Origin of the sequence: Micromonospora sp. NPDC048894, assembly GCF_040649765.1 — a bacterium.
Lineage (GTDB): Bacteria > Actinomycetota > Actinomycetes > Mycobacteriales > Micromonosporaceae > Micromonospora > Micromonospora antibiotica.
Window position 1 is genome coordinate 1 of the sequence record NZ_JBEZFY010000018.1, and the last position, 18,529, is coordinate 18,529.

Genomic DNA, 18,529 nt, shown 5'->3' on the forward strand with positions numbered 1-18,529 from the left:
AGCGCCACCACCTGCGCCGCCCGCCACTCGGCCACGTCGTACACCCGGTAGCCGGTGCCCCGCTGCCGGTGCGCCCCGTGTCGTGCGGGTCCCGCCCCGCCGGTCGACCGGCCGGGCCGTCGCACCCGGGCCGGACTCGGCGGCGTACCCCCGGCTGCCTGTGGTGTCGGGCGGCGCGCGCCCGGCGGACCGCCGCAGGGTGCCGGCCTCAGCCGGCGGGTGCGGCCCCGGCGGACGGCGTGTCCGCCGGGTCGCGGGCGTAGCGCAGCATGAGCACGCCGTCCCCGGCGGCCAGCGTGTGCCGCAGCGGCAGCGGTCGGGGCGGGCTGTGCGGTCCGGCGGTGATCCGCCCCGGGCCGGCCCCGGCCAACAGCGGGGCGACGGTCAGGCAGAGTTCGTCGACGAGGTCGGCCGCGGTGAGCGCGCCGAACAGGTGCGGACCACCCTCGCAGAGCAGTTGCCCCAGTCCGCGTCGACGCAGCGCGGCCAGGCCGGCGGCGAGATCGACGGTGTCCCGGCCGACCCGCACCAGGTCGACGGCGTCGGTGAGGCCGGGCGGTGCGACGGCCGTCTCGGTGGTCAGCACCACCGGGCGCACCGGGGCGTCGGCGAAGGCGGCCTGCGCCGGGTCGAGCCGCAGCGACCCGGAGACGACCGCCAGCGTGGGGTACTCGGCCAGGCCCTGCGCGCGTCGCCAGGCCCGCCGTGGCGCACTCAGCCGGATCGCCCGGTAGCCCTCGTGCCGCAGCGTGCCGGCAGCCACCAGCAGCCCGTCGCAGAGCATCCGGAGCAGACCGAAGACCCGCTTGTCCGGGGCGCCGGACAGCCCGGCGGAGTAACCGTCCAGGGTGACCGCGCCGTCGGCGCTGGCGACGAAGTTGACCCGGAGCCGGGGGGTGTCGGCGCGGGCGTAGAGCGCGGTCAGCGCGGCGTCGTCCAGCGGACCGGTGGCCGGCGCGGGCCAGATCCGCCGGATCGGGATCTCGTCGCTCATTCGCCGGCCGGACCGGTGACCACGGGGGTGGGCGCGGGGGTACGGTGCTGGCAGTCGCACCACGTCCGGCCGGGGCAGTCGTCGTGCCTGCGCTGCCGGCACGCTCGGCAGATCATGCGGGCAGCCTATGCGGTGGGGCGGGCGGCTGCCGGCCACCCTCGGCTCTTGCCGCCGAAGGTGTCCGCGCCGGGTCGGCACACCGATCGGGCGGCCGGTGCGGGCCCCCGGTGGCTGCTCTTCCGGCCGGCCCCGTCGTCGCCCGAGCGGGTCGGGGCGACCAGCCCGCTGCGCCACGTCCGGCGACCTGCGTCCCGGTGGTGGAGGGGCATAAACGCGATACCTGGTAACGATCTGGGAACGCTCCCAACGGTCTATTGACACCCCCGACACCTCCCGGCAATCTCATGGGAGCGTTCCCAAGGGCGTGGTGCGGATCACCCGCGGCCACCTCCGACGGACCGGCGGCAGACGTCGGACCGGCCCGGGACATGCAACGGCACCCCCACCACACCAACCCAGCCTCACCATCGAAAAGGGGTCAGGATGAGCGTCACCACGCGGCGTAACCGTTTCGCGGTCGCCGCCCTGGCCGCGGTCACCGCCATCGGCGGTCTCGCGGCCTGCGGCAAGGACGATGAGGCCAAGGAATCCGGCGGCAAGCCCAGCAAGCTGGTCGTCGACACCTTCGGCGAGTTCGGATACGACGAGATCATCAAGCAGTACGAGAAGGACACCGGCATCAAGGTCGAGCTGCGCAAGACCGCGCAGCTCAACGAGTACCGGCCGAAGGTGGTCCGGGCGCTCGCCACCGGTAAGGGCGCCGCGGACGTCACCGCGCTCGAAGAGGGCATCCTCAACGAGTTCAAGACCAACCCGGCCAACTGGGCCGACCTGGCGCCGCTGATTGCCGACCACAGCAAGGAATACCTGCCGTGGAAGTGGGAGCTGGGCAAGGCGGCGGACGGGCGGCTGATCGGCCTGCCCACCGACGTCGGCAGCCTCGCGGTCTGCTACCGCAAGGACCTGTTCGCCGCGGCCAAGCTGCCGACCGAGCGGGACCAGGTGGCCGCGCTCTGGCCGGACTGGAACGCCTTCATCGAGACCGGCAAGAAGTACCGCGCGGCCACCAACAAGGGCCTGATCGACTCGGTCACCACCGCGGCCAGCGCGGTCATGGTGCAGCAGGGCGGTGACCTCTTCTACGACAAGGAAGACAACGTCGTCGCCGACAAGAGCGCGGCCGTGAAGACCGCCTGGGAGACCTCGGTCGCGATGGCCGACGCGAAGATCTCCTCGAAGAGCGCCACCTGGTCGCCCGAGTGGTCGGCCGGCTTCAAGCAGGGCACCTTCGCGGCCACCTTCTGCCCGTCGTGGATGCTCGGTATCGTCGCCGACAACTCCGGCCCGGAGAACAAGGGCAAGTGGGACGTGGCGCCGGTTCCCGGCGGCGCGGGCAACTGGGGCGGCTCGTGGCTGGCCGTGCCGGCCCAGAGCAAGTTCCCGAAGGAGGCGGCGAAGCTCGCCGAGTACCTGACCAACGCCAAGAGCCAGGTCGAGGCGTTCAAGCTCAAGGGCCCGCTGCCGACCAACCTCGAGGCGCTGAAGAACCCGGACTTCACCAGCTACACCAACGAGTACTTCAGCGGTGCCCCGACCGGCAAGATCTTCGGTGAGAGCGTCGAGAAGATCCAGCCGCTGCACCTCGGCCCGAAGCACCAGGCGATCAAGGAGAACGCGTTCGAGCCGGCCCTGCGCTCGTACGAGAACGGGCAGTCCCCCAAGGACAAGGCCTGGGAGCAGTTCCTCAAGGACGCCAAGACCCAGGGCGCCTTCTGATCACTGCACCACCACCGGCGGTGGCGTCCGGGCATGTCCCGGGCGCCACCAATGGCGTCCCGTTCCACGTACCGCCCGCCTCACCGGCCCCGCCGGAGCCGGGAAAGGACCCCGCATGAGCCTCTCGGCCACGACGGCGCCGCCGTCGCCCAGCGCACCACCCCCCACACCTCCCCGGCGGCGCAGCCGGGCGATCACCCTGAACCGCCTCGACCTGAAGCTCTCGCCCTACCTCTACATCGCGCCGTTCTTCGTGATCTTCGGCATCTTCGGGTTCTACCCGATGCTGCGGACCGCGTGGATGTCGCTGCACGACTGGGACCTCATCGGTGACCACAGCTTCATCGGGTTCGACAACTACACCCGGCTGTTCACCGACGAATACTTCTGGAACGCCACGATCAACACGTTCGGCATCTTCATCCTGTCGACGATCCCGCAGTTGCTCCTGGCACTCTTCCTGGCCACCATGCTCAACCGCACCTTCCTGCGGGCCCGGACGCTGTTCCGGATGGCCATCTTCATGCCCAACGTGGTCTCCGTCGCCGCGGTGGCGATCGTCTTCGGGATGCTCTTCCAGCGCGACTTCGGTCTGATCAACTGGGTGCTCAGCCTGGTCGGCGTCGACGCGGTCGACTGGGACGCCCAGAAGTGGAGCTCCTGGACGGCCATCGCCTCCATGGTCAACTGGCGGTGGACCGGCTACAACACGCTGATCCTGCTGGCCGGCATGCAGGCCATCCCGAAGGACCTCTACGAGGCCGCCGCGATCGACGGCGCCAACCAGTGGAAGCAGTTCTGGCGGATCACCCTGCCGATGCTGACCCCCACCTTCGTCTTCGTGGTCACCCTGTCCACCATCGGTGGGCTCCAGCTCTTCACCGAGCCGCTGGTCTTCGGCAACGGCAACATCATCGGTGGCGACCAGCGCGAGTTCCAGACCCTGGCGATGTACATGTACGAACTCGGCATCGAGAACCTCAGCTCCGCCGGCTACGGCGCAGCGGTGGCCTGGGCCATGTTCGTCATGATCGCCCTGGTCTCGCTGGTGAACTTCCTGCTCGTCCGCCGTTCGGTGAAGTGAGGACCGCGCCGTGAACAAGGCATCCCAGCGCCTCTGGCGCACCAGTCCGCTGCTCTACATCGCGCTCGTCGTCGCGGTGCTCTTCTCGGTGTACCCCTTCTACTACATGGTGGTCATCGCCACCCGTAGCCTCGACCAGATCAACGACGTGCCGCCGCCGTTCACCCCGGCCGGCGAGTTCGGCGCGAACTTCGGCCGGGTGCTCGACAACGACGCGGCGAACTTCCTCACCGGCCTGCTCAACTCGGTGATCGTCTCCGCCGTGGTCACCGTCTCGGTGGTGATCACCGGGTCGCTGGCCGGGTTCGCCTTCGCCAAGCTGCGGTTCCGGGGCCGCAACGCCCTGCTGCTGACGATCATCGTGACCATGATGATCCCGACCCAGCTCGGCCTGATCCCGCTCTGGGGCATGATCCAGGACCTCGGCTGGTACGACACCCTCTACGCGGTGACCGTGCCCTTCCTGGTCAGCGCATTCGGCGTGTTCATGATGCGGCAGTACGCCATCCAGGCCATCTCCGACGAGCTGATCGAGGCCGGCCGGGTCGACGGCGCCAGCACCTTCCGGATCTTCTGGAACATCGTGCTGCCGGCGCTGCGCCCCGCCGCCGCCGTGCTCGGCCTGCTCACCTTCATGGAGACCTGGAACTCCTACCTCTGGCCGTACGCCGTGCTCACCCCCGAGAACCCGACCCTGCAGGTGTCGCTGGCGTTCCTGTCCTACGCCTACTACACCGACTACTCGCAGGTGTTCGCCGCGACCGCCATCGGCACCGTGCCCCTGGTGATCGTGTTCATCGTGTTCGGCCGCCAGATCATCGGCGGCATCATGGAAGGCGCCGTCAAGTCGTGAGCAACCCGACCCACCCGCCCGCTGTCGGCGTACTCGACCAGGGGCCGGAACTGACCTTCCCGCCCGGCTTCCTGTGGGGCGCGGCGACCGCCGCGTACCAGATCGAGGGGGCCGCCGCCGAGGGCGGCCGGACCCCGTCGATCTGGGACACGTTCAGTCACACCGAAGGGCGGGTGGTTTCCGGGCACACCGGGGACGTGGCCTGCGACCATTACCACCGGATGCCCGACGACGTCCGGATGATGGCCGAGCTGGGCCTCAAGTCGTACCGGTTCTCGGTCTCCTGGCCGCGGGTGCAGCCCGGCGGCACCGGCGGCGCCAACCAGCAGGGTCTGGACTTCTACCGGCGGCTGATCGACGAGCTGCTGGCCAACGGCATCGAGCCGTGGCTCACCCTCTACCACTGGGACCTGCCCCAGCCGCTGGAGGACGCGGGCGGCTGGCCGGCCCGGGACACCGCCGGTCGGTTCGCCGACTACGCGTCCCTGGTCGCGGACGCCGTCGGTGACCGGGTGACGTACTGGACCACCCTCAACGAGCCGTGGTGCTCGGCGTTCCTCGGCTACGGCTCCGGGGCGCACGCCCCCGGGCGTTCCGACGGGGCGGACTCGGTCCGGGCCGGGCACCACCTCATGCTCGGTCACGGGCTCGCCGTGCAGGCCCTGCGGGCCAAGCTGCCGCAGGCCCAGCTCGGCGTCACGGTCAACCTCTACCCGGTGACCCCGGCCAGCGACGCGCCCGCCGACGTCGACGCCGCCCGCCGGATCGACGGGTTGGCCAACCGGTTCTTCCTCGACCCGCTGCTGCGCGGGTCGTACCCGGCGGACCTGACCGCCGACCTGGCCGAGGTGACCGACTTCGGACACGTCCGGGACGGCGATCTGGAGATCATCTCCACCCCGTTGGACCTGGTCGGCGTCAACTACTACAGCCGGCACGTGGTGGCCGCCCCGGTCGCCGGTGAGGAGCCGGAGAAGTACTGGCGGGCACCGTCCTGCTGGCCGGGCAGCGAGGACGTCCGGTTCGTCACCCGGGGTGTCCCGGTCACCGACATGGACTGGGAGATCGACGCCCCGGGCCTCGTGGAGACGCTGCGGCGGGTCCACGAGGAGTACACCGACCTGCCGCTCTACGTCACCGAGAACGGCTCGGCGTTCGTCGACACCGTGCAGGACGGTCGGGTCGACGACGTCGACCGGTTGGCCTACTTCGACGCACACCTGCGGGCATCCCACGAGGCGATCGGCGCGGGAGTGCCCCTGCGGGGCTACTTCGCGTGGTCGCTGATGGATAATTTCGAGTGGGCCTGGGGTTACACCAAGCGCTTCGGGATGGTCTGGATCGACTACGACACCCAGGCCCGTATCCCCAAGTCCAGCGCCAGGTGGTACGCCGAGGTGATCCGACGCAACGGTCTGGCCGCACAATAGGCAGAGGCCAGCCAGCATTCCGGACGGCCCCGCCGCGCCGCCCGCCCCCGGGGGCGGACGGCGGGGACCGTCCGACGTCGGAGGAGAGACGATGACAACGCAACGCACCCGGTCACTCGGGCGCCCGACCCTCGACGCGGTCGCCGCCCGCGCGGGTGTCGGGCGGGGCACGGTCTCCCGGGTGGTCAACGGTTCACCCCAGGTCAGCCCGGAGGCCCGGGCCGCCGTCCAACAGGCCATCGCCGAGCTGGGGTACGTCCCGAACCGGGCGGCACGGGCACTGGTCACCCAGCGCACCGACTCGGTGGCCCTGGTGGTCTCCGAGTCGGGGGAGCGGGTCTTCACCGAACCGTTCTTCGCCGGCATCGTCCGGGGCGTCAGCTCCGGCCTGCTGGAGACGCCGCTGCAACTCTGGCTCGCCATGGTGCAGTCCCCGATCGAACGGGAACGGGTCGAGAACCACCTGACCAACCAGCACGTCGACGGGGTGCTGCTGCTGTCGCTGCACGACTCCGACCCGCTGCCCACCCTGCTGGAGGAGCGCGACCTGCCCACCGTGCTCGGCGGTCGGCCGGCTCGGATGCTGCGCCCCGGGGCACGGCCGTCCTGGTTCGTCGACGTCGACAATGTCGGTGGGGCCCGCAACGCGGTGCAGCACCTGGCCCGGCGGGGCCGACGCCGGATCGCCACCATCGCCGGCCCGCAGGACATGGGCGCCGGCCTGGCCCGCCTGGTGGGCTACCGGGAGGCGGTGGAGTCCACCATCGGCGGGCTCGACCCGCGCATGATCGCCTACGGGGACTTCAGCGAGGGCAGCGGCGCGGCGTGCATGCGCCGGCTGCTGGACGCCTGCCCCGAGTTGGACGCGGTCTTCGTCGCCTCCGACCTGATGGCGTTCGGCGCGCTGCGGACCCTGCGTGAGTCGGGTCGCCGGGTGCCCGAGGACGTCGCGATCATCGGTTTCGACGACTCCCCGGTCGCCCAGCAGGCCGACCCGCCGCTGACCACGGTCTTCCAGCCGGTGGAGGAGATGGGCCGGCAGATGGCCCGGCTGCTGGTGGCCCGCATCCGGGGTGACGAGATCCCCACCCCGCACATCCTGCTGGACACCGAGCTCATCCAGCGTGCCTCCACCTGAAGCGCTTCGACAGTTCCGGCCTCCACCCCGGGGCCGTGCCTGACCGGCGATGGCACGGTTCGCCGCAGGCGGCACCCGCCGTGCGGCACGGGCAGCCGCGCTGTGCGGCTGGTGGCCCGCTCCCGATCCGGGCCGACGGCCGGCGGCGCAGGCGCAGGCTCAGGACCAGCGGCGCAGCTCCCGCTTGGCCAGGGACGAGCGGTGCACCTCGTCGGGGCCGTCGGCGAGCCGCAGGGTGCGGGCCTGGGCCCAGAGCCCGGCGAGCGGGGTGTCCTGGCTGACCCCGGCGCCGCCGTACCCCTGGATCGCCTTGTCGATCACCCACTCGGCCATCGCCGGCGTGGCGATCTTGATGGCCTGGATCTCGGTGTGTGCGCCCCGGTTGCCGACGGTGTCCATCAGCCAGGCGGTCTTGAGCACCAGCAGCCGGGCCTGCTCGATCCGCACCCGGGACTCGGCGATCCACTCCCGGACCACCCCCTGCTCGGCCAGCGGCCGGCCGAACGCGATCCGCTCGTTGGCCCGCCGGCAGAGCAGCTCCAGGGCCCGCTCGGCCATCCCGACCAGCCGCATGCAGTGGTGGATGCGGCCCGGACCGAGCCGGGCCTGGGCGATGGCGAACCCGGCCCCCTCGCCACCGACCAGGTTCTCCGCCGGCACCCGGACGTCGACGAAGTCGATCTCCGCGTGCCCGCCGTGCGGGGCGTCGGAGTAACCGAAGACCGTCATGCCCCGCCGGACGTGCACCCCCGGGGTGTCCCGGGGCACCAGCACCATGCTCTGCTGACGGTGCCGGTCGGCGGTGGGGTCGGTCTTGCCCATCACGATGAACAACCCACACCGGGGGTCCATCGCCCCGGACGACCACCACTTGCGCCCGTTGACCACGTAGTGGTCGCCGTCCCGGACGATCCGGGTGGCGATGTTGGTGGCGTCGGACGAGGCCACCTCCGGCTCGGTCATGCAGAACGCCGAACGGATCTCGCCGGCCAGCAGCGGGGCGAGCCACCTGTCGCGGTGCGCCTCGGAGCCGAACTCGGCCAGCAGCTCCATGTTGCCGGTGTCCGGGGCGGCGCAGTTGACCGCCTCGGGGGCCAGGTGCGGGCTGCGCCCGGTCAGCTCGGCGAGCGGGGCGTACTGCAGGTTGGTCAGCCCGGCGCCGTAGCGCGGATCGGGCAGGAAGAGGTTCCACAGGCCGCGACGGCGGGCCTCGGCCTTCAGCTCGTCGAGCACCGGGGGCCGGGCCCACGGGTCACCCGCCGCCGCGACCTGTGCGGCGTGCACCGGCTCGGCCGGCAGGACGCACTCGTCCAGGAACGCGCCGAGCCGCTCCCGCAGCTCGACGGTGCGCTCGTCGTACCCGAAGTCCATCAGTTCCCCCCGACCGCGCGCAGACCGTGCTCGACCAGCGGCGGCACCATCTCGCCGATCCGGTCGAACCCACCGCCGAGGGTCTGCCCCAGGGTGTGCCGGTAGTGGATGCCCTCGCAGATCACCGCGAGCTTGAAACAGCCGAGGGCCAGGTGCCAGTGCAGCGGCCCCACGTCGACGTCGCTGCGCCCGGCGTACCGGTCGATCAGCTCGCCGCCGGTGGGGAAACCCGCGCGCGGGCCGAGCCCGTCGGCGACCGGGTTGCCCTCGGCGAGATCACTGTCGCCGAGCACGTCCCAGTACGTCAGCAGCAGCCCCAGGTCGGCCAGCGGGTCACCCAGGGTGGCCATCTCCCAGTCCAGCACCGCCCGCACCGACACCGGGTCGACCGCGGTGAGCAGATTGTCCAGCCGGTAGTCGCCGTGCACGATCCGACCGGCGTTGACGCCCTCGGGCACCGAGGCGGCCAGCGCGTCGCGTAACTCGTCCACCCCGGGCAACTCCCGGCTGCGGGACCGGTCGAGCTGGCCGGCCCAGCGCCGCACCTGCCGGCCCAGGTAGCCCTCGGGACGACCGAAGTCGGCCAGCCCCACCTCGGCCGGGTCGACGGTGTGCAGCGCGGCGAGGGTGTCCATCATCGCCCAGGCCAGGTCGCGGCGCTGGCCGTCGGTGAGCGGATCGGTCTGCGCCCGGGTGCGCAGCACCTCGCCCGGCACCCGCTGCATCAGATAGAACGGTGCGCCGATCACCGCCGGGTCGGCGCAGAGCAGCAGCGCCTCGGGCACCGGCACGGCGGTCGGTGCGAGCGCGGCGATCACCCGGTGCTCGCGGGCCATGTCGTGCGCGGTGGCCAGCACGTGCCCCAGCGGGGGGCGGCGCAGCACCACCTCGCGTCCGCCGCAGTGCAGCAGGTAGGTCAGGTTGGACTTGCCGCCGGTGATCAGGGTGGCCCGCAGCGGCCCGTCGGCCACCAGCTCCGGCCGGTGCGCGACCAGCCAGCCGTGCAACCGGTCGAGGTCCAGCCCCGGTGGCGCGGCGTACGGCGGCCCGGGCCGGCTGCCGGGGGACGCGTCGACGGCCGGCTCGGTCATCCGAATAGTTGAGGGCAGGTCAGCCGGGTTGTCAAGGTCAGCCATTTTCCGCCGGGGACATGCCACGGCAACAGGGGCGAAATGGTCAACCGGCAGGCTGGCAACAGCCTGCCGGCCCTGTGTGGCCGGCCCGCCGAGCGGAGGGACTGACATGTTGCTGAGAGTTCGGGTGACCCTGCCGGACCGCCCCGGGACACTCGGCCAGGTGGCCCGTACGCTCGGCGTCTCCGGTGCCGACATCGTCCAGGTCGTGGTGCTGGAGCGGCTCGGTGGCCGCGCGGTCGACGACTTCACCGTGGTCTGGCCGGGTGCCGCCCGGGTCGAGGGCCTGCTCGCCGGTCTCGCCGCCATCCCCGGGGTGCGCGTCGACGGGGTGTGGCGGGCGATCGGGGCACCGACCACCACCGGTCAGGACGCCGAACTACTCGCCCAGGTGGCGGCGAACCCCACCGACGGGGTGGCCACCCTGGTCGACGCGGTACCGGGGCTGCTCGCCGCAGACTGGGCGGTGGCGGCCGTCGTACCGCTGGACTGGGCCTCGCGGGCCGGCGCGGGGACGGCCACCGTCGGGCACGCCAGCTGGCGTGCCCCGGAGCCGCCCCGGCTGCCCGAGGTGACCCCGCTGCGGGCCCGCACCCTGACCATGGCCGACGGCACGCACTACGCGATCGCGCCGTTCGGCCGGGCCGGGCTGGTGCTGGTGGTGGCCCGGGACCACACCGAGCCGTTGACCGCCGCCGGGTTCCACGCCACCGAGGTCGACCGGCTCGCCCAGTTGGTCCGGGCCAGCGCGGTGATCCTCGGGGACCGGCTCGACCTGGTCGGCCCGCGGTCGGTGACCACCGTCACCTGACCTGGGCGAACGGTTGCCGGTGCGACACCACCGGGCAACGCCACGGCAACAGGCCCCGGGCAGGCTTCGTGGTGGGGAAGGGAGTGGGCATGGCGCTGTGGCGAGTCAGGGCGACCGTGGACGACCGGCCGGGTTACCTGTCGGTCCTCACCGCGAGTCTCGCGCTGCGAGGAGTCAACATCCTCACCGTGCAGGTGCACACCACCGAGGTCGGTGCGGTGGACGACTTCCTCGTCGACGCGCCGGACGCGCTCGACGAGGCGGACCTGATCGCCGCCGTCGAGCGGGGCCGGGGTCGCAACTGCTGGGTGGCGCGCAGCGAGGCGCGTGGCCTGGCCGACCAGCCGACCCGGGTGCTCGGCCTGGCCACCCGGTTGGTCGGCGACCCGGAACAGGCCGGTGAGGTGCTCCGGGCCACCCTCGGCGCGGACGAGGTGACCTGGCGACCGACGTCCGCCACCGGGCACGACGCGGTGGGCACCACGACCATGCTGCTGACCGACCCGACCGGCGGCTCCTACGAACTGCGCCGGCAGGCACCCAGCTTCACCCCGGCGGAATACGCGCGGGCGCAGGCGCTGGTGGAGTTGGCGGCGGCGGTGGCCCGGCGGGAAGCCGACCGGGTGACCCTGGTGCTGCCCGACGGGGCGGAACTGTCCCTCCGGCCAGCGACCGCCGACGACCTGGCCGGGGTGCTGGAGCTGCACGAGGGGTGCTCGGCGCGGAGCCGGCAACGGCGGTATCTGAGCGGCGCGGCGCTGCCCTCGCCGACCCGGCTGCGCCGCCTGCTGGAACCAGCCCGGGGGCTGACCCTGGTGGCCACGACGACCGGCTCCGACGGGGCGGCGGAGTCGGTCGTCGCGCTGGCCAACCTGCTCGCCGAGGGCGACGAGGCGGAGGTGGCGCTGCTGGTCCGCGACGACTGGCAGCGACGTGGTCTGGGCACCGCGCTGCTGCGTCGGCTGCTGACCCACGGCGAGCGGGCCGGCTACGCGGCGCTGGTCCTGCACACCCAGGCCGAAAACACGCCGATGGTGCGGACACTGGCCCGGCTGGGCCGGCCCGCGACGGTCGAGCGGGACGGCACCGTGCTCACCGTCACCGTCCCGCTGGCCGGCGTACCGGCGACCGGCGTCCCGCTGGCCGGCGTTCCAGCGACCGGCGTCCCGGTCACCGGCGGAATCCCGCGCCCCAGCACGAGCGTGGGCGGCACCCGGCCGACCAGCACGAACGGTGGGATCTGCTGACCCCACCGACCATCGAGACGACCCGTACGGCACCGGGCGGGGGGCATTCCTCCCGGTGCAAGGCCGAACTCCGATGCGGGGGACGGTGCACAGGCAGGGCCCCCGGTGCGGGGGCCCTGCCCATGTCCGGCGCGATGCCCCGGATCAGCCGAAGAAGGTGCCCGCCCGGCGGTGCCCCGAGACGCAGAACCGGTTCCCCTCGGTGTCGGCGAGCACGACGTACGGTAGCTGGCCGGGTTCCGGTACGGCAGGATAGTGCGGCCAGTCGACCCGGTCGGCACCCAGCCCGAGCAGCCGGTCCACCTCGTCGTCGAGGTCCCGGTCACCCGCGTGCAGGTCGAGGTGGATACGGGGAAACTCCGCCACCGGGCTCTCGCTGACGTCCATGGCCAGCGCCACCCCCGTGGTACCCGGCGGCGGCTCCAGGACGATCCACTCGTCTGCCGGGTAGCGGGGTGGGCGACGGACGTAACCCAGCGCCTCGGCCCAGAACCGGCCGGCGCGACGGTCGTCGGTCACCCCCAACGACACCTGTTCGATCATCGACATCGATCCAGGCTAGTCACGTCGACGCCCAGCCCCGGTACGAACATCCCCCGCCCCCAACTCCGCACCCCCGCCCCGTCCCTCCGCGCCCTGCGTGTTTTCCGCGGGCTCTTCCGGGTGTCGTGGGGGTTGGCCCCTTCACAAACCGATGACCGAACGATTACATTGGCGCACATCCATGGGAGCGCTCCCGCGACTCCTTCGGTTCTCTCACCACCACCCGCCTCCGGCGGCGCTCACCACCCGCGACGCCCCCGTCCCCGCGTCCGGTGGGCGCCGCCGGAGGCACCACCGACAGGAGTTTCGCCATGCAGCACCCGAACCGGCCGGGCCGGTCGGGCGGGGGCCGACCTCGGCTCCGCCGCCTGTTCGCCACCGGTGTCGCCCTGACCAGCGGGCTGGCCCTCGCCGTCAGCGCCCTCCCGCTCACCGCCGGCGCCGCTCCCGCTGGGGCCGAGCGCGCCGCTGCCGCCGGGGCCGCTCCCGCCGCTGCCGAGCGCGCGGCTGCCGAGCGCACCACGGCTGCCGAGGCCGCCGGCACCGGCATGTTCAACTACCCCGAGGCGCTGCAGAAGTCGTTGCTGTTCTACGAGGCGCAGCAGTCCGGCAAGAAGCCGTCCTGGAACCGGGTCTCCTGGCGGGGCGACTCCGCGCTGACCGACGGGGCGGACGTCGGGGTGGACCTCACCGGCGGCTGGTACGACGCCGGTGACCACGTGAAGTTCGGCTTTCCGATGGCGTTCAGCGCCACCATGCTCGCCTGGGGTGCGGTCGAGTACCGCGACGGGTACGTCGCCTCAGGGCAGCTCACCCCGCTGTTGAACAACCTGCGCTTCGTCAACGACTACTTCATCAAGGCGCACCCCTCGGCCAACGTGCTCTACGGGCAGGTCGGCAAGGGCGACGACGACCACAAGTGGTGGGGTCCGGCCGAGGTGCTGCCGATGGCGCGGCCCGCGTACAAGATCGATGCGAGCTGTGGGGGTGCGGACCTGGCGGGGGAGACGGCGGCGGCGATGGCCGCGTCGTCGATGGTGTTCCGGCCCACCGACGCCGCCTACGCCGACAAGCTGCTCACCCATGCCAAGCAGCTCTACACGTTCGCCGACACGGTGCGTAAGAGCTACCACGAGTGCATCACCGACGCGACGAGCTTCTACAAGTCGTGGAGCGGCTACACCGACGAACTGGTCTGGGGGGCGATCTGGCTGCACCGGGCCACCGGCGACGCGACCTACCTGGCCAAGGCCGAGAGCGAGTACGACAAGCTCGGCACCGAGCCGCAGTCCACCACCCGGTCCTACAAGTGGACCCTCGCCTGGGACAACAAGCAGTTCGGGGCGTACGTGCTGCTGGCCAACCTGACCGGCAAGCAGAAGTACGTCGACGACGCCAACCGGTGGCTCGATTACTGGACGGTCGGCGTCAACGGCCAGAAGGTGCCCTACTCGCCGGGCGGGATGGCCGTCCTCGACTCCTGGGGCGCGCTGCGGTACGCGGCGAACACCAGCTTCGCGGCGCTGGTCTACAGCGACAAGACCACCGACGCCACCCGCAAGGCCCGGTTCCACGACTTCGCCGTCCGGCAGGTCAACTACGCGCTCGGCGACAACCCGCGCAAGTCCAGCTACATGATCGGCTTCGGCGCCAACGCGCCGAAGAACCCGCACCACCGCACCGCCCACGGTTCCTGGTGGGACAGCCAGACGGTGCCGGTCGAGACCCGGCACGTGCTCTACGGCGCGCTGGTCGGCGGCCCGTCGGCGGCCAACGACGCCTACTCCGACAGCCGGTCGGACTACGTGATGAACGAGGTGGCCACCGACTACAACGCCGGTTTCACCTCCGCGCTGGCCCGGCTCTCCTCCGAGTACGGCGGCACCCCGCTCGCCAACTTCCCCACCGCGGAGACCCCGGACATCGCCGAGCTGACCGTGGAGACCACGGTGATGCAGGCCGAGCCCCGGGCGACCGGGCTCAAGGCGGTCGTCTACAACAAGTCGGCGTTCCCGGCGCGGGCGCTGACCAACGGGAAGTTCCGTTACTACTTCCGGCCCGAGGGCAGCACCGCCGTGCAGGTCACCCCCGGCTACACCCAGGGGTGCCCGTCGCCGTCGACCGCCAAGCAGCTCTCCGGCGACATCTGGTACGTCGAGGTGGACTGCACCGGCTACACGATCGCCCCGGCCGGGCAGTCGCAGCACCGGATGGAGGTGCAGTTCAAGATCGGCGTACCGGAGGGTGGTACCTGGGATCCGACCAACGACCCGTCGTACCAGGCCACCGCCGGCCCGAACCCGAAGGTGCCGCTGTACGCCGGGACCACCCGGGTCTGGGGTGACGAGCCGACCTCGACGCCGACCGACACCACCCCGCCCACCGTCCCCGGCACCCCCGTCGCCTCCGCGATCACGCCCACCGGCCTGACGCTGACCTGGCCCGCGTCCACCGACACCGGTGGCAGCGGCGTGGCCGGCTACGACGTCGCCATGGAGCCGGTCGGCAGCGACGTGCGCTCCTCCTTCCGCACCACCACCAACAGCCTGACCCTGACCACGCTCTCGCCCGCCAGCAACTACCGGTTCTCGGTCCTGGCCCGCGACGGTGCCGGCAACAGCTCGTTGTGGTCGTCGGCGCTCGCGGTGGCCACCCCGGCGGGCACCGGTTCGGACACCAGCGGTCCGACCCCGCCCGGCACCCCGACCGCGTCGAACATCGGCGCGAACGGGGTCACCCTGAGCTGGACGCCGTCCACCGACAACGTCGGGGTCACCGGCTACCGGGTCTACAAGACGTCCTGGCCGGCCCATCTCGTCGTCAGCACGGGCCCCGGCACCACCCAGCAGGTGACCGGACTGACGCCGGACACGTCGTACGGGTTCTACGTGGTGGCGGTGGACGCCGCCGGCAACCCGTCCACCCCGTCGAAGACGCTCACCGTGCAGACCCTGCCGGGCACCTCGACGCCGACCCCGACGCCGACCTCCACCCCGACGCCCACCCCGACCCCGACCACGCCCGCCTCGTCGTGCAAGGTCGGTTACACCACCACCGACTGGACCAACGGCTTCACCGCCAGCATCAGCATCACCAACACCGGTACGACCGCGCTCAACGGTTGGAGCCTGGCCTTCACCTTCCCGACCAGCGGTCAGAAGGTCAGCCAGGGCTGGTCGGCGACGTTCGCCCAGACGGGGGCGGCGGTGACGGCGACCAGCATGAGCTACAACGGGGCGTTGGCCCCGGGCGCGTCCACCAGCATCGGGTTCAACGGCACCCACACCGGCAGCAACCCGAAGCCGACCACCTTCACCCTCAACGGGGCGGCCTGCACGGTCTCCTGATCATCGACGTGACGTGGCCGGCACCGCACCCTGGGTGACCGGCCACGTCTCGTCGGGCCGGGCGCGGCCAAAAATATTCCGATACTTTTCCGAAACATCTTTGTTCCGGCCGGCACATGATGGAAACATCGACGGCACTAGATGTGACAACCGATACGTCCGGCCGTCCCGTCCCGACGGCCCGGCTGTTGGCCAGCAAGGAGGCCACGATGGCAACAAGCCCATCCGTTCACCACGGCGGGAGCCGGCGACGGCGACCACCCGCCGTCCGGGCGCTGCTCGCCGGCGCGGTCAGCGTCGTGACGGTGGCAGCAGTCGCGGTGATGATGCCGTCGGCGAACGCCGCCGCGACCACGCTGGGCGCGGCCGCCGCGCAGTCGGGCCGGTACTTCGGCACGGCTATCGCGGCCGGCCGGCTCGGCGACTCGACGTACAGCACGATCGCCGGCCGCGAATTCAACATGATCACGGCCGAGAACGAGATGAAGCCGGACGCGACGCAGCCCCAGCGCGGCCAGTTCAACTTCAACTCCGGTGACCAGATCTACAACTGGGCGACCCAGCGTGGCCTGAAGGTCCGTGGGCACACCCTGGCCTGGCACGCGCAGCAGCCGGACTGGATGAAGAACCTGAGCGGCAGCACGCTGCGCCAGGCGATGATCGACCACATCAACGGCGTGATGGGCCACTACAAGGGCAAGCTCGCCGCGTGGGACGTGGTCAACGAGGCGTTCAACGAGGACGGCAGCCGCCGGTCGTCGAACCTCCAGGGCACCGGCAACGACTGGATCGAGGTGGCGTTCCGCACCGCGCGGGCCGCCGACCCGTCGGTGAAGCTCTGCTACAACGACTACAACATCGAGAACTGGTCGTACGGCAAGACGCAGGGCGTCTACCGCATGATCCAGGACTTCAAGTCCCGGGGCGTGCCGATCGACTGCGTCGGTCTGCAGACCCACTTCACCGGCGGCAGCTCGCTGCCGAGCAACTTCCAGACCACGCTGTCCAGCTTCGCCGCCCTCGGGGTGGACGTGGCGCTGACCGAGGTCGACGTCACGAACTCCTCCACCACCCAGTACGCCGGGCTGACCCAGGCGTGCCTGAACGTGCCGCGCTGCATCGGCATCACCGTGTGGGGCGTGCGCGACAGCGACTCCTGGCGCTCCAACGAGAACCCGTTGCTGTTCGACGGCGGCGGCAACAAGAAGGCCGCGTACAACTCGGTCCTCAACGCGCTCAACGCGGCGCCCCCGACCTCCGGGCCGACCACGGGCCCGCCCACCACGCCCCCGCCCACCACGACCCCGCCGCCGAGCGGCGGCGCCGGACGGATCGTCGGCGTGGCGTCGAACCGGTGCATCGACGTGCCGAACTCCACCCAGACCAACGGCACCCGGGTGCAGCTCTACGACTGCAACAGCCAGTCCAACCAGCAGTGGACGTACACCAGCAACAAGCAGCTGCGGGTCTACGGCACCAAGTGCCTGGACGCGAACGGCGCGGCCACCGCCAACGGCACCGGGATCATCATCTGGGACTGCAACAGCGGGGCCAACCAGCAGTGGAACATCAACTCCAACGGCACCATCAGCGGCGTGCAGTCCGGCCGCTGCCTGGACGTCTGGGGCACCGGCAACGGCCAACAGGTCCAGCTGTACGACTGCCACGGGCAGACCAACCAGCAGTGGCGCACCGACTTCGGTGGCAGCAACCCGCCCACCACCGCGCCGCCGACCACGCCGCCGCCGACCACCACGCCGCCCCCGGGTGGTGGCTGCGCGCTCCCGTCGACCTACCGGTGGTCGTCGACCGGCGCGCTGACCAGCCCGAAGAACGGCTGGGTCTCGCTCAAGGACTTCACCAACGTCGTCTACAACGGCAAGCACCTGGTCTACGGCTCGTACGTCAACAGCAGCGGCCAGTACAGCTCGATGAACTTCGGCACGTTCACCAACTGGTCCGACATGGCCTCGGCCAGCCAGAACGGCATGAGCCAGGGCACCGTGGCGCCCACGCTGCTCTACTTCGCCCCGAAGAACATCTGGGTGCTGGCGTACCAGTGGGGGCCGACCTCGTTCAGCTACAAGACGTCGAGCGACCCGACCAACGCCAACGGCTGGTCCTCGGCGCAGACGCTGTCCACCGCCACCCTCCCGGACGCCCCGTACGGTGTGATCGACCAGACCCTCATCGGTGACGACCAGAACATGTACCTGTTCTTCGCCGGTGACAACGGCAAGATCTACCGGTCGAGCATGCCGCTGGGGAACTTTCCGGGCAGCTTCGGTTCGAGCTACACGACGATCATGACGGACTCGACCAACAACCTGTTCGAGGGCGTCGAGGTCTACAAGGTGCAGGGCCAGAACCAGTACCTGATGATCGTCGAGGCGATCGGGAGCCAGGGGCGCTACTTCCGGTCGTTCACGTCCAACAGCCTGGGCGGCTCGTGGACCCCGCAGGCGGCCAGCGAGAGCAACCCCTTCGCCGGCAAGGCCAACAGCGGCGCCACGTGGACCAACGACATCAGCCACGGTGACCTGGTCCGCACCAACCCCGACCAGACCAAGACCATCGACGCCTGCAACCTGCAACTGCTCTACCAGGGCAAGGACCCCAACGCGAACACCGACTACAACCTGCTGCCGTGGCGGCCGGGTGTCCTCACCCTCCAGCGCTAGGCGCACCTGCGCCCGCGCAACGACCGGGGCGTGTCCGGCACCTGAGGGTGCCGGGCACGCC

13 protein-coding genes are annotated in these 18,529 nt (G+C 71.3%); 9 read left to right on the top strand and 4 right to left on the bottom strand.

Annotated features, from left to right (window positions below; all coding sequences use genetic code 11):
- Positions 1-208: 208 nt before the first annotated feature.
- The gene (locus AB0C22_RS28035) at positions 209-994 is read right to left on the bottom strand and encodes a pyrimidine reductase family protein (protein WP_357537936.1); all 786 of its coding nucleotides are present in this window, start codon (positions 992-994) and stop codon (positions 209-211) included.
- Positions 995-1,537: 543 nt separating this feature from the next.
- Here AB0C22_RS28035 and AB0C22_RS28040 point away from each other — a divergent pair.
- The 5 genes from AB0C22_RS28040 (at position 1,538) to AB0C22_RS28060 (ending at position 7,335) form a co-directional block, all read left to right on the top strand.
- Positions 1,538-2,830 (top strand): extracellular solute-binding protein, encoded by a 1,293-nt coding sequence (locus AB0C22_RS28040; protein ID WP_219468783.1) that lies wholly within the window; start codon positions 1,538-1,540, stop codon positions 2,828-2,830.
- 115 nt (positions 2,831-2,945) lie between these two features.
- Positions 2,946-3,914 (top strand): sugar ABC transporter permease, encoded by a 969-nt coding sequence (locus AB0C22_RS28045; RefSeq protein WP_204924032.1) that lies wholly within the window; start codon positions 2,946-2,948, stop codon positions 3,912-3,914.
- A 10-nt stretch (positions 3,915-3,924) separates the two neighbouring features.
- A complete protein-coding gene (locus AB0C22_RS28050) occupies positions 3,925-4,767 on the top strand; it encodes a carbohydrate ABC transporter permease (protein WP_204924033.1) in 843 nt (280 codons plus the stop codon).
- Positions 4,764-6,197 carry a GH1 family beta-glucosidase gene (locus AB0C22_RS28055; protein ID WP_219468786.1) on the top strand — a complete coding sequence of 478 codons (1,434 nt, stop codon included), beginning with the start codon at positions 4,764-4,766 and terminating at the stop codon, positions 6,195-6,197. The genes AB0C22_RS28050 and AB0C22_RS28055 overlap by 4 nt, the downstream gene beginning before the upstream one ends.
- Before the next feature lie 91 nt (positions 6,198-6,288).
- A complete protein-coding gene (locus tag AB0C22_RS28060) occupies positions 6,289-7,335 on the top strand; it encodes a LacI family DNA-binding transcriptional regulator (RefSeq protein WP_208570746.1) in 1,047 nt (348 codons plus the stop codon).
- 159 nt (positions 7,336-7,494) lie between these two features.
- Here AB0C22_RS28060 and AB0C22_RS28065 read toward each other — a convergent pair whose 3' ends face one another.
- Together AB0C22_RS28065 and AB0C22_RS28070 are read right to left on the bottom strand one after the other, a co-directional pair.
- Positions 7,495-8,706, bottom strand: coding sequence for an acyl-CoA dehydrogenase family protein (locus tag AB0C22_RS28065; RefSeq protein WP_219468788.1), 1,212 nt, complete (start codon positions 8,704-8,706; stop codon positions 7,495-7,497).
- Complete coding sequence (locus AB0C22_RS28070) at positions 8,706-9,797, bottom strand: phosphotransferase family protein (RefSeq protein WP_357538022.1); 1,092 nt, start codon at positions 9,795-9,797, stop codon at positions 8,706-8,708. The genes AB0C22_RS28065 and AB0C22_RS28070 overlap by 1 nt, the downstream gene beginning before the upstream one ends.
- Positions 9,798-9,948: 151 nt before the next feature.
- On the opposite strand from AB0C22_RS28070, the gene AB0C22_RS28075 reads away from it, so the two are divergent.
- Together AB0C22_RS28075 and AB0C22_RS28080 are read left to right on the top strand one after the other, a co-directional pair.
- Positions 9,949-10,650, top strand: coding sequence for an amino acid-binding protein (locus AB0C22_RS28075; protein WP_219468793.1), 702 nt, complete (start codon positions 9,949-9,951; stop codon positions 10,648-10,650).
- 89 nt (positions 10,651-10,739) lie between these two features.
- Positions 10,740-11,897, top strand: coding sequence for a GNAT family N-acetyltransferase (locus AB0C22_RS28080; protein WP_219468796.1), 1,158 nt, complete (start codon positions 10,740-10,742; stop codon positions 11,895-11,897).
- 144 nt (positions 11,898-12,041) lie between these two features.
- Here the strand turns inward: AB0C22_RS28080 and AB0C22_RS28085 are convergent, their stop codons facing one another.
- Positions 12,042-12,446, bottom strand: coding sequence for a VOC family protein (locus AB0C22_RS28085; RefSeq protein ID WP_244253589.1), 405 nt, complete (start codon positions 12,444-12,446; stop codon positions 12,042-12,044).
- Between the two features lie 305 nt (positions 12,447-12,751).
- On the opposite strand from AB0C22_RS28085, the gene AB0C22_RS28090 reads away from it, so the two are divergent.
- Both AB0C22_RS28090 and AB0C22_RS28095 read left to right on the top strand, forming a co-directional pair.
- Positions 12,752-15,787: a glycoside hydrolase family 9 protein gene (locus AB0C22_RS28090; protein ID WP_357537939.1), complete on the top strand. Its 3,036-nt coding sequence runs from the start codon at positions 12,752-12,754 to the stop codon at positions 15,785-15,787.
- A 209-nt stretch (positions 15,788-15,996) separates the two neighbouring features.
- The gene (locus AB0C22_RS28095) at positions 15,997-18,468 is read left to right on the top strand and encodes a non-reducing end alpha-L-arabinofuranosidase family hydrolase (protein WP_357537941.1); all 2,472 of its coding nucleotides are present in this window, start codon (positions 15,997-15,999) and stop codon (positions 18,466-18,468) included.
- Positions 18,469-18,529: the final 61 nt, after the last annotated feature.

Excerpts from the sequence above, each read along its gene's own strand:
- AB0C22_RS28035 (WP_357537936.1), bottom strand. The coding sequence starts at position 994 with ATGAGCGACGAGATCCCGATCCGGCGGATCTGGCCCGCGCCGGCCACC.
- AB0C22_RS28040 (WP_219468783.1), top strand. The coding sequence starts at position 1,538 with ATGAGCGTCACCACGCGGCGTAACCGTTTCGCGGTCGCCGCCCTGGCC.
- AB0C22_RS28045 (WP_204924032.1), top strand. The coding sequence starts at position 2,946 with ATGAGCCTCTCGGCCACGACGGCGCCGCCGTCGCCCAGCGCACCACCC.
- AB0C22_RS28060 (WP_208570746.1), top strand. The coding sequence starts at position 6,289 with ATGACAACGCAACGCACCCGGTCACTCGGGCGCCCGACCCTCGACGCG.
- AB0C22_RS28065 (WP_219468788.1), bottom strand. The coding sequence starts at position 8,706 with ATGGACTTCGGGTACGACGAGCGCACCGTCGAGCTGCGGGAGCGGCTC.
- AB0C22_RS28070 (WP_357538022.1), bottom strand. The coding sequence starts at position 9,797 with ATGACCGAGCCGGCCGTCGACGCGTCCCCCGGCAGCCGGCCCGGGCCG.
- AB0C22_RS28075 (WP_219468793.1), top strand. The coding sequence starts at position 9,949 with ATGTTGCTGAGAGTTCGGGTGACCCTGCCGGACCGCCCCGGGACACTC.
- AB0C22_RS28080 (WP_219468796.1), top strand. The coding sequence starts at position 10,740 with ATGGCGCTGTGGCGAGTCAGGGCGACCGTGGACGACCGGCCGGGTTAC.
- AB0C22_RS28085 (WP_244253589.1), bottom strand. The coding sequence starts at position 12,446 with ATGTCGATGATCGAACAGGTGTCGTTGGGGGTGACCGACGACCGTCGC.
- AB0C22_RS28090 (WP_357537939.1), top strand. The coding sequence starts at position 12,752 with ATGCAGCACCCGAACCGGCCGGGCCGGTCGGGCGGGGGCCGACCTCGG.
- AB0C22_RS28095 (WP_357537941.1), top strand. The coding sequence starts at position 15,997 with ATGGCAACAAGCCCATCCGTTCACCACGGCGGGAGCCGGCGACGGCGA.